The 10,226-nt window shown below is 67.9% G+C and carries 8 protein-coding genes; 3 read left to right on the forward strand and 5 right to left on the reverse strand.

Annotated features, from left to right (window positions below; translation table 11 throughout):
- Positions 1–136: 136 nt before the first annotated feature.
- From DIE03_RS37695 to DIE03_RS37705, 3 genes are all read right to left on the reverse strand, one after another.
- On the reverse strand, positions 137–1,927 hold the full coding sequence (locus DIE03_RS37695; protein WP_124457103.1) for an acyl-CoA dehydrogenase: 1,791 nt from the start codon (positions 1,925–1,927) through the stop codon (positions 137–139).
- A 553-nt stretch (positions 1,928–2,480) separates the two neighbouring features.
- Positions 2,481–3,527, reverse strand: coding sequence for an AraC family transcriptional regulator (locus DIE03_RS37700; RefSeq protein WP_311767320.1), 1,047 nt, complete (start codon positions 3,525–3,527; stop codon positions 2,481–2,483).
- A gap of 127 nt (positions 3,528–3,654) precedes the next feature.
- The gene (locus DIE03_RS37705; RefSeq protein ID WP_124457105.1) at positions 3,655–5,289 is read right to left on the reverse strand and encodes an AMP-binding protein; all 1,635 of its coding nucleotides are present in this window, start codon (positions 5,287–5,289) and stop codon (positions 3,655–3,657) included.
- A 124-nt stretch (positions 5,290–5,413) separates the two neighbouring features.
- Between DIE03_RS37705 and DIE03_RS38950 the strand changes: the two genes are divergently transcribed.
- From DIE03_RS38950 to DIE03_RS37715, 3 genes are all read left to right on the forward strand, one after another.
- Positions 5,414–5,539 (forward strand): hypothetical protein, encoded by a 126-nt coding sequence (locus DIE03_RS38950; RefSeq protein ID WP_260435026.1) that lies wholly within the window; start codon positions 5,414–5,416, stop codon positions 5,537–5,539.
- Positions 5,540–5,592: 53 nt separating this feature from the next.
- A complete protein-coding gene (locus DIE03_RS37710; RefSeq protein ID WP_124457106.1) occupies positions 5,593–6,342 on the forward strand; it encodes an SGNH/GDSL hydrolase family protein in 750 nt (249 codons plus the stop codon).
- 282 nt (positions 6,343–6,624) lie between these two features.
- Positions 6,625–7,731, forward strand: coding sequence for an AraC family transcriptional regulator (locus DIE03_RS37715; protein WP_124457107.1), 1,107 nt, complete (start codon positions 6,625–6,627; stop codon positions 7,729–7,731).
- A gap of 31 nt (positions 7,732–7,762) precedes the next feature.
- On the opposite strand, the gene DIE03_RS37720 is transcribed toward DIE03_RS37715, so the two are convergent.
- A complete protein-coding gene (locus tag DIE03_RS37720; protein ID WP_124457108.1) occupies positions 7,763–9,253 on the reverse strand; it encodes a HAMP domain-containing sensor histidine kinase in 1,491 nt (496 codons plus the stop codon).
- Positions 9,253–9,972, reverse strand: coding sequence for a response regulator transcription factor (locus DIE03_RS37725; protein ID WP_124457109.1), 720 nt, complete (start codon positions 9,970–9,972; stop codon positions 9,253–9,255). Before DIE03_RS37725 ends, DIE03_RS37720 begins: the two co-directional genes overlap by 1 nt.
- Between the last annotated feature and the right edge of the window lie 254 nt (positions 9,973–10,226).

Raw genomic sequence — 10,226 nt, forward strand, 5'->3', positions numbered from 1 at the left:
TCGCCGCCGACAGCCCGGCGGGGCCGCCGCCGACGATCACGACGTCGTATTCCATCGATTCGCGCGGGCCGTATTGCGCGAGCAAGTCCTGTGTGGTCAAAATCCTGTCTCCTCCTGCGTCCCGACCGTCAACCGGTCAGAACTGGTCTTCCGTCAACGCGAGCACGCTCTCGTTGCCCTTCGCGCCGACGATCGACGCTTCGAGCGCACCGGCCTGCACGAGAATGTGCTCCGCATAGCATTGCGCGATCGCGATCTTCGCGTCGCAGAACGCCGGGTCGCTCGCGCGGTTCGCCTGCGCGGCCACCAGCGCGCGCGCCATCTGCCACCCGCACAGCACCACGCCCGCCAGCTTCAGGTACGGCACGCTGCCCGCGAACACCGCGTTCGGGTCCTGCTTCACGTTCGCCACCACGTAATCCACCACCGATGCCAGCGCGCGGGCGCCCTTCTCCAGCTGCGCCTTCATCGATGCGGCCGCCGCGCCGTCCAGCTTGCCCAGCGCCGCGACCGTGTCGCCGATTTCCGCGAGCAGCGCCTTCGCCACCGCGCCGCCGTCACGCATCGTCTTGCGCCCGACCAGGTCGTTCGCCTGGATCGCCGTCGTCCCTTCGTAGATCGCCAGGATCCGTGCGTCGCGGTAGTACTGCGCCGCGCCCGTTTCCTCGATGAAGCCCATCCCGCCATGCACCTGCACGCCCAGGCTCGCCACGTCGTTCACCATCTCCGTGCTCCAGCCCTTCACCACCGGCACCAGATATTCGTAGATTGCCTGATGACGGCTGCGTGTCGCCTCGTCCGAATGGCGGTGGGCAATGTCGCTGTGCGCCGCTGCCACGTATGCCAGCGCCCGCGCGCCTTCGGTCAGTGCACGCATCGTGCCGAGCATGCGGCGCACGTCCGGGTGATGGATGATCGTCACCGACTGCTTGGCCGACCCGTCCACCGGGCGGCTCTGCACGCGTTCCTTCGCGAATGCCGCGGCCTTCTGGTACGCACGGTCGGCCACGCCGATCCCCTGCATCCCGACGCCGAAGCGCGCCGCGTTCATCATGATGAACATGTATTCGAGGCCGCGGTTTTCTTCGCCGACCAGGTAGCCGATCGCGCCGCCGTGGTCGCCGTACTGCAACACCGCCGTCGGGCTCGCCTTGATCCCCAGCTTGTGCTCGATCGACACGCAGTGCACGTCGTTGCGCGCACCCAGCGAGCCGTCTTCGTTGACCATGAACTTCGGCACGATGAACAGCGAGATGCCCTTCACGCCTTCCGGCGCGTTCGGCGTGCGCGCCAGCACCAGGTGGACGATGTTGTCCGCCATGTCGTGCTCGCCCCACGTGATGAAGATCTTCGTGCCGAACACCTTGTAGGTGCCGTCGCCCTGCGGCTCGGCGCGCGAGCGCACCAGCGCGAGATCGGAGCCCGCCTGCGGCTCGGTCAGGTTCATCGTGCCCGTCCATTCGCCCGAGATCAGCTTCGGCACGTAGCGCTGCTTCTGCTCGTCGGTGCCGGCCGTCAGCAGCGCCTCGATCGCGCCGTCGGTGAGCAGCGGACACAGCGCGAACGACAGGTTCGATGCGTTCAGCATCTCGATGCACGGCGTCGCGATCAGCTTCGGCAGCCCCTGGCCGTCGTACTCGGCCGGATGCTGCAGCCCCTGCCAGCCGCCTTCGACGAACTGGCGGAATGCTTCCGCGAAGCCCGGCGTCGCGGTCACGACACCGTCCTTCCAGCTGCTCGGGTTGCGGTCGCCTTCGACGTTCAGCGGCGCCAGCACCTCGCCGCAGAACTTCGCGGACTCGTCGAGCACGGCCTGCGCCGTGTCGTAACCGGCATCCTCGAAACCGGGCAACTGCGCGACGGCGTCGATGCCCGCGAGTTCCTTTAGCACGAACAGCATGTCCTTGACAGGGGCGTTATAGCTCATGGTCGATGTTCCAATCAGGCGGTGAATGAGATGCGCCAAGGGCTCGATGCGGCAAAACCGGCCAGGCCCGGGGCGACGTGATGACCCATCGTACTGCCGCGGTCACGGATTCCTATTGTCATATCCGGCCCACATGGTGACAAAATCGGCCACGGGATGGGGGCATGTTGCCGGGAGCGGCCGGCTGGACAGGGGTTTGACCGGAACACGTTTCCGGAATTCGGCAAGCAAACGGTCTACCGAGAAATGGGGCCACTTCATGGGCTTTCCTCCGGGCGCGGGCACTTGCAGCAGCGCTGTGTACGGCACTTCTTCTGCATCCAGTCCCGCAAGCACGTGTTTGCCTTGCCGCAAAATGTGGGGCCGCGATTCGATACCCGATTCGATTATGCGCGCAGTGCGGACAACCTCCTGACGGGCGGCGTGTTGCTGCCGGCGTGTGAAACAGCGCGTAGCTTTCGCTGGGACATACGTCAAAAGGGAGCCGACTATGGGATCCAGCGAGGGAAGCCGGTTATGGGAACCGTCCTCGAACCGCGGCTGCCCCTGTGCATCAGACCTGCCGCCTGTAAGTCCCCGGCGTACTCCCCGTCCAGTGCCGGAACGCGCGATGGAACGCGCTCGGATCGTCAAAGCCGATGTCGGCGCCGATCGCCGCGATCGTGTCGGGCGTGTCGGTCAGCCGCTGGATCGCGATGTCGCGCCGCAGCTCGTCCTTCAGCACCTGGAACGTCGTCCCTTCGGCGGCCAGGTGCCGGCTCAGCGTGCGTACCGAACAATGCAGGTGCTCGGCCGCCTGGTCGATCGCGGGCAGGTCGGGCAGCGCCGCCGACAGGTACTGCCGCACGCGATGGCACACGAGCTGTTCGCTGAACGATTCGAAGATCCAGTCGCCGGGGGCACGCGCGAGAAACTTGCGCAGGTTGCGCTTGCTCTGCCGGATCGGCGCGTCGAGGTAGTCGGCGCTGAAACGCATCAGCGTACGCTCGCAGTCGAATTTCACGGAGCCGGTGAAGAAATACAGATGCTCGACCGCATGGCGCGGCCGCGGACACGCGAACTCGATCTGCAGCAGCGGGATCTTCTGCCCGATCAGCCAGGAACACACGCCGTGCACGAGCTTGAGCATCAGCTCCTGGCCGAGCGCGCCGATCGGGCCGATCGCGTCGTTCGGGCGCAGCAGCACCTGCGCGACGAGACCGTCGCGCTTCGATTCGACGAAGAAGTCGTCGAGCAGGATATGGAAGAATTGCCCGAAACGATGCAGCGTCGTTTCGAGGTTGCGCGCATCGAGCAGGCTGAGGCACAGGTACTTCAGCGTGCCGCCGCGCAGCGGGCGCGAGAAGATGCCGGGCATCTCGTCGTCGAGGTCGATCGCGAGCGTGCGGTACAGCGTCGAGAACTGCTCTTCCGTCACGCGCGCATGCGGCTCGCCGAGCAGCTCGACCGGGATGCCGGCACCGCGCAGATAGCGTTCGACCACGTCGCGCTGCACGCCCGCGCTCGCGAGGAAGCCGTTGACGAGCGAGATCGGCACGGTCGCGCTCGGTGACGGCAGCGCCTGCCCTGCCCGGGCGGAAAGTGAGTCTGAACCGGTCATCGCGTCCCCGTCGGTCGAACCGCTCGCATTGTACTTGAGCAGCCCGCGCGGGGCTTTCGGGGCCTTCACGGTCTTCGGCACGCCGGGCCGCGCCGCGGCGGCCGCGCGGCGCGGCGCGTGGTCGCCATCAGTCGGTGCGGCTCAGTTCCCGCCGCAGGATCTTGCCGACCGTCGACTTCGGCAGCCGGTCGACGAAGCGGACGATCTTCGGCACCTTGTATGCCGCGAGGCTCGCGCGGCAATGCTCGACGAGTTGCGCCTCGTTCACGTCGGCATCGGCCGCGAGCACCACGAACAGCTTGACGGCCTCGCCCGTGCGCTCGTCCGGCACGCCGATGCACGCGCATTCGGCGACGCCCGGCAGCGCGGTCGCGACGGCTTCCACCTCGTTCGGGTACACGTTGAAGCCCGACACGATGATCATGTCCTTCTTGCGGTCGACGATCCGCAGGAACCCCGCCTCGTCGAACACGCCGACGTCGCCGGTGCGGAAATAGCCGTCCGCCGTGAATGCGGCCGCGTTCGCGTCCGGCTTCTGCCAGTAGCCGCCCATCACCTGCGGCCCCTTCACGCAGATCTCGCCCGCTTCGCCGATCGCCACCTCGCGATCCTGCTCGTCGAGCAGCTTCACGTCGGTCGACGGCAGCGGCAGGCCCGTGGTGCCCGTGAACCTGTCGATCGACTGAGGGTTGAACGACACGACCGGCGACGTTTCCGACAGCCCGTAGCCCTCGCGGATGAAATTGCCCGTCACGGCCTTCCAGCGCGACGAGATCACGTCGATCACCGCCGCACCGCCGCCGGCCGACAGCTTCAGCCGCGACCAGTCGACTTCCTTCAGGCGCGGATGGCCGGCGAGCCCCGCGTACAGCGTGTTCACGCCGACGAACACCGTCGGCCGCGCCGCCTTCAGCACGTCGATGAACCCGTCCATGTCGCGCGGGTTCGCGACGAGCCAGTTCTGCGCGCCGATCGCGAAATAAGACAGGAAGTTCACCGTCAGCGCGAAGATGTGATACAGCGGGATCGCCGTGACGACGACCTCCTCGCCCGGCTCGCGCGCCGCCGCCACGATCGCAGCGAACTGTTCGATGTTCGCGACGAGGTTGCGGTGCGACAGCGCCGCGCCCTTCGACAGGCCGGTCGTGCCGCCTGTGTATTGCAGCAGCAGCAGGTCCGCGCCGCTCAGCGCAACCGGCTCGCACGCAAGCGATTCGCCCGCGGCAATCGCATCCGCGAGCGCGGTCGAACCGGGCGGCAGTGCGTCGCATGTGCCGGCCGGTGCATCGACGACGCCGAGATCGCCGCGCCCCACGCTCAGCACGGTGCGCACGCGCGTGCCGCCGACCACGTCGGCGAACGTGCCCATCGAACCGCCGCAGACGACGGCCACCTCGACGCCCGCGTCGTTGAGCTGATGCTCGAGCTCGCGCGCGGTGTAGTGCGGGTTCACGTTGACCTGGATGGCGCCGATCTTCGCGACGGCGACGAACACGACCGGAAACGCGAGCACGTTGGGCAGCATCACGGCCACGCGATCGCCCTTGCGCACGCCGACGACCTGCTGCAGATACGCGGCCAGCGCGGTCGACAGGCGGTCGACGTCGGCATAGGTGAGCGTGCGGCCGTACGCATGGAACGCCGGACGATCGGCGAAGCGGCGCATCGCGTCGTCCAGCAGCGCGCTGACGGAAGGATGGCGATCGGCATCGATCTCGGCGGGAATCGAGCCGTACGACCCGGTCCAGTGTCTTTTCGTCATGTCTCGCTCCTAGGCTCGGGGGACGGTGCGCTCGCAGCGCGTCGTTCGCACGGCGGCCTGCACGCCGGAAGGACGCGGGCCGTCGCCTGATCGTCGACTATCGCCCGCGCGACGCGCTTTGCAAATGATCCGGGCGGCCGAAAAGATGATCGAAACGGACATGCGGGTCGTTCGCGCGCTTTACCGCGCAGCGCGCAACGCCCTGCCGCGTATCGCGGCCACGCTGGCCTTTCTGAACGAAGTCGCGTAGCCTCCGTCGCGATTCTTCACTGCGAAAGCGCATCACCTCGATCCTCTTGCTCCATGTTGACGCTATATAAATACGCGCTTGGTCCGATCCTGCTGGCTCAGGCGAACTGGTTGCGCAGAACCGCGCTGCGCCTGCCCGAGGCCAATGGTCCCCGCGAGGGGGCCGAGGGCGAGGATGACGGCTCGACGGCGCCCTTGCGTATTCTGGTGGTCGGCGATTCGTCGGCGGCGGGCGTGGGCGTGGACGAGCAGGAACGTGCACTGGCGCAGCCGGTTGCGCGGCTCCTGGCACGCGCCACGGGCCGGCGGGTCGAATGGCAGCTGATCGCGAAATCCGGCATCAATACGGATGAGGCGTTGAAACTGTTGATGAGCAGCAAGATCGGGCCGGCCGATTATCTCGTCACGGCGCTCGGCACGAACGACGTCACGTCACAGCGCAAGCCGCGGCAATTCGTCCGCGACTATGTCGCGCTCGCGGATCATCTCGAACGGCACACCGGCGCCGCCGGCATCGTCGTGACAGGGTTGCCGCCGTTGCGCATCCTGCCGGCCGCACCGCATCCGCTGCGGTGGTACCTCGGCCGCTACGCCGTTCGACTCGATCGGGCCTTGCAGCGCTGGGCCGCCCTCCATCCCGCGCGACGCTACGTGTCGCTCGAGTGGGCCGCGAATCCCGCCGAGATGGCAATCGATCGGTACCATCCCGGGCCGAGTCAATATCGTCGATGGGCCGAACTCGTCACCGAGAAAATCCTGACGTTGCTCAGCGAGACGAACGCGCCTTTACACGCGGGAAAGTAGTCGACATCGGGCAGTACGGATCGCCGGAGGGCGATTCCGGGTGGCCTGCAGGCGTCCGAAGATCGGCTGCAGCGATTCGCCCGATCTGCACGGCACGAGCGCAGAAGCAGCTCATTCAGCCATGTTGCCCGATTGCGTTGCCGCCGCCAGGTGTACGGACAACTGCCGGCGGCGGCCGCACTCAGGGTGAACCCTGTGGCAACCCGGCGCATTCGGAGGCAGAATCGCGTACCCGGAACCGGTATCAAATCGGACTCAAGACTCAGGACTCAGGACCCGCTCATGCTGCGCGATGCGCTGTCGAAACCGGCGGATTCACGGCGCTCCGGCGATCGGTCGCCCGACGTCGCGCTGCCCGCCATGCTGCGCGAGAAGTGCTTCTCGCCGGCCAAGCTCGCGGTCTTGCTGCAGGTCGCGTCGGACCTGGGGCTCGACACCGGCGCGGTGCTGGCGGGCACCGATCTCGATCCCGCCGCGGTCGCCGATCCGTTCACGGTGACCTCCTCGCAGCAATTCCTGACCGCCGCGGGCAACGCGATCCGCGCATACGGCAACCCGGACCTCGGCGTGCGCGTCGGGCGCCGGCTGCACGCGTCGAGCTACGGGATGTACGGCTATGCGATGCTGTGCTCGGAATCGATGGGCCACGCGTTCGACTCGGCGGTCAAGTATCACCAGCTCGCGAACCGCATGCTCGAGATCCGCTGGGTCGTGCAGGACGACACGGTGTCGTGGCTGTTTCCCGATCGGGAAAGCCTGCCGCTGCCCTGCCTCGACGAGCCGCTGTACCGCTTCCTGATCGACATGCAGTTCGCGCTGCACGTGACGATCATCAAGGACGTGATGGGCGCGTGGTGCGTGCCGGCGCGTGCGCAGTTCACGCAGCCGGAGCCGCCGCACGCGGCCATGCTGTCCGACGCGCTCGAATGTCCGCTCGCGTTCGGGCAGCCGGGCAACGTGCTCGGCTATCCGGCCGCGTGGCTCACGCGTGCGCCGCAGCTCGCGAACCCGATCACCGCCGCGCAGGTGTCGTCACACTGCGCGCGGCTGCTCGAGGAATTGCGCAGCCAGGCCGGCGTCACGCGGCGCGTGTACCAGGAACTCACGCGCACGCCCGGGCAGTTTCCGGACATCGACGCGATCGCGGACAGCCTGTGCATCACGTCGCGTACGTTGCGCCGCAAGCTCGAAGCCGAAGGCACGTCGTACAGCGAACTGCTGACGAGCGTGCGCAAGGCGCTGGCGATCGACTACCTCAGCACGACCACGCTCAGCACCGAGGACATCGCACTGACGCTCGGCTTCAGCGATGCGGTCGGCTTCCGCCACGCATTCAAGCGCTGGACCGGCACGACGCCGAGCGAGGTGCGGCGCAAGCGCGGCGGGTAAGCGTGGCAGATGCCGCCGCCGACGGCGACGGTCAACGTGCGTCGCCGGCCGCCGGCGACGCGACCGCCAGCGCAAACTCGAACACCGCACCGCGCCCGGCCCGGTCGACGAGCCGGATGTCGCTGCCGTTGAGCACGAGCATCCGGTGCACGATCAGCAGGCCGAGCCCGCCGCTCGTCACCGTGCCGCCGCTCATCGGCCGCTGCGGCCGCTGGAACAGCCCTTCGCGCCGCGCAGCCGGGATCCCTTCGCCGGTATCCGCCACCGTCACGACCACGCGGTCGCCCTGCGGCTCCAGCGCGACCTCGACCTCGCCGTGCGGCGGCGTGTGCCGCAGCGCATTGTCGAGCAGGTTGGTCAGCACGCGCTCGATCATCCCGAGATCGGCCGACACGACCGGCACGCGCGGCGGAATTCGCGCATGCAGCGCGACGCCGCGCGACTGCGCGGTCAGCTCGAACTTCTGGAACACGTCCTGCACGAGATCGACGAGCGAGAACGGCTCGCGCTCGGCCTGCACGCTGCCCGATTCGAGCCGTGCGAGCTCGAACAGCGCCTGCGCGAGCCGGCCGACCTTCGCGCTCTGCGCGAGCGCGATCGACAGGTAGCGCCGCCGCTCGGGTTCGGCGAGCGCATCGGCCTTCAACGACAGCGTTTCCAGATAGCCGTGCAGCGACGTCAGCGGCGTGCGCAGGTCGTGCGAGATGTTCGTGATCAGTTCGCGCCGCTGCTGGTCCTGGCGCGTCAGCGCGCGCCACTGGTCGCCGATCCGGTCGGCCATCTGCGCGAACGCGGATTCGAGCACCACGATGTCGTCGCCGCGCCGGCCCGGCGAGCGCGGCACCGGCGGCTGCGTGTCGGGCGCACCGTTCGCGTCGAAGTCGCGCATCGCATCGGTCAGCCGGCGCAGCGGGCGCGTGATGAAGCTGAACGCGGTCAGGCCCGCGAGCAGGCCGAGCAGCGCGACGACCGCCATCGACCACAGCGTCGTGCGCAGCACGTTGCCGGCATCGACGCGCGCGGCGAGCCGGTCGTGGGCCTCGCCGAGCAGCACCACGTAGATGTAGCCCGACGGCGGCTGCCCCGCGCGCTGCAGCGGCGCGGCGCTGAACACCTTGCGCGCGTCCGGGCTGCGCGGGTCGTCGCCGAGGATCGGCAGCGGCTGGCCCGCAATGAATTGCTGCACGGGCGCGAGATCGATGCGGTCGCGCTTCACGTGGCCGGGCGGCGCATCGTCGCCCTTGATGCGCCCGGCGTTGTCGAGCAGGTACACCTCGACGCTCGGGTTCACGCCCATCAACTGGCTGAACAGCGTGCGCACGGCGTCCGGGCGCAGCCCGTTCGCGTCCATCAGCGGCGCGCTGTTGGCGATGTTGGCGGCCAGGTCGCGCGACAACGCCTGCACGACCTCCTTTTCCCGCATGTCGTTCGCGCGGATCTGCAGCCACGCAGACGCGCCCGAGCACGCGAGCAGCAGGATCGAGAACACGAGCGACAGCCGCTGGGTGAGCGTGAGCTTCATCATGCGTCCCGCTGGCCCGGCGCGGCGAGCTTGTAGCCGCGTCCCCACACGGTGAGGATCCGCACGGGCTCGGCCGGATCGACCTCGATCTTCGCGCGCAGCCGGTTGATATGAGTGTTGACCGTGTGCTCGTAGCCTTCGTGCTGGTAGCCCCACACTGCATTGAGCAGGTCCATCCGCGAGAACACCTTGCCCGGGTGCCGCGCGAAGAAATACAGCAGGTCGAATTCGCGCGGCGTGAGGTCGATGCGCGCGCCGTCGACGCTCGCCTCGCGCGCGATCGGGTCGATCGCGAGCCCCTCGACGTCGAGCGTGCCCGCGTCGATGCGCGAATCGCGCGCAAGCGCGTCGACGCGCCGCAGCAGCGCTTTCACGCGCGCGACGAGTTCGAGCACCGAGAACGGCTTCGCCAGGTAGTCGTCGGCGCCGAGCTCTAGACCGAGGATCCGGTGCACCTCGCTCGATCGCGCGCTCGTGATGATGATCGGCGTGTAGCGCGTCATCGCGCGGGCGCGCCGGCAGATTTCGAGGCCGTCGACGCCCGGCAGCATCAGGTCGAGGATCAGCGCATCCCAACCGCCCTGCTCGAGCAGGCGCAGCCCTTCTGCGCCGTCGGCGCTGTGCACGACTTCGTAACGCTCGTCGCGCAGGTGCAGGCTCAGCACGTCGGCGATGTCGGCGTCGTCCTCGACGATCAGGATGCGTTTCGGTTGGTCCATGGCGGTGGGCGGCGGCACGTCGAACTCGGGTTCGATAACGGTTGTCGGCGGGCGATCGGTGGCCCGGGTCGAGTCGCGGCGGAAAGCCGCGCTGCCGTCATTGTGCAAAATTTTGGTTCATCGCGGGAAACCGTGGAAGCTTTCGGTGCAGTTGGTAACCTGACGCCAATGGGAATAGGCGTTGGAGGCCAAATTGCTGGATCGCAAAGCACTACAGGCGCTGGGCTGCTGGACGGGCTACCGGATTGAGCGAG

It is taken from the genome of Burkholderia sp. Bp8992 (genome assembly GCF_003853705.1).
GTDB lineage: Bacteria > Pseudomonadota > Gammaproteobacteria > Burkholderiales > Burkholderiaceae > Burkholderia.

Bases quoted from the DNA above. Each gene is read 5' to 3' on its own strand.
- DIE03_RS37695 (WP_124457103.1), bottom strand. From the start codon at position 1,927: ATGAGCTATAACGCCCCTGTCAAGGACATGCTGTTCGTGCTAAAGGAA.
- DIE03_RS37700 (WP_311767320.1), bottom strand. From the start codon at position 3,527: ATGACCGGTTCAGACTCACTTTCCGCCCGGGCAGGGCAGGCGCTGCCG.
- DIE03_RS37705 (WP_124457105.1), bottom strand. From the start codon at position 5,289: ATGACGAAAAGACACTGGACCGGGTCGTACGGCTCGATTCCCGCCGAG.
- DIE03_RS38950 (WP_260435026.1), top strand. From the start codon at position 5,414: ATGATCCGGGCGGCCGAAAAGATGATCGAAACGGACATGCGGGTCGTT.
- DIE03_RS37710 (WP_124457106.1), top strand. From the start codon at position 5,593: ATGTTGACGCTATATAAATACGCGCTTGGTCCGATCCTGCTGGCTCAG.
- DIE03_RS37715 (WP_124457107.1), top strand. From the start codon at position 6,625: ATGCTGCGCGATGCGCTGTCGAAACCGGCGGATTCACGGCGCTCCGGC.
- DIE03_RS37720 (WP_124457108.1), bottom strand. From the start codon at position 9,253: ATGAAGCTCACGCTCACCCAGCGGCTGTCGCTCGTGTTCTCGATCCTG.
- DIE03_RS37725 (WP_124457109.1), bottom strand. From the start codon at position 9,972: ATGGACCAACCGAAACGCATCCTGATCGTCGAGGACGACGCCGACATC.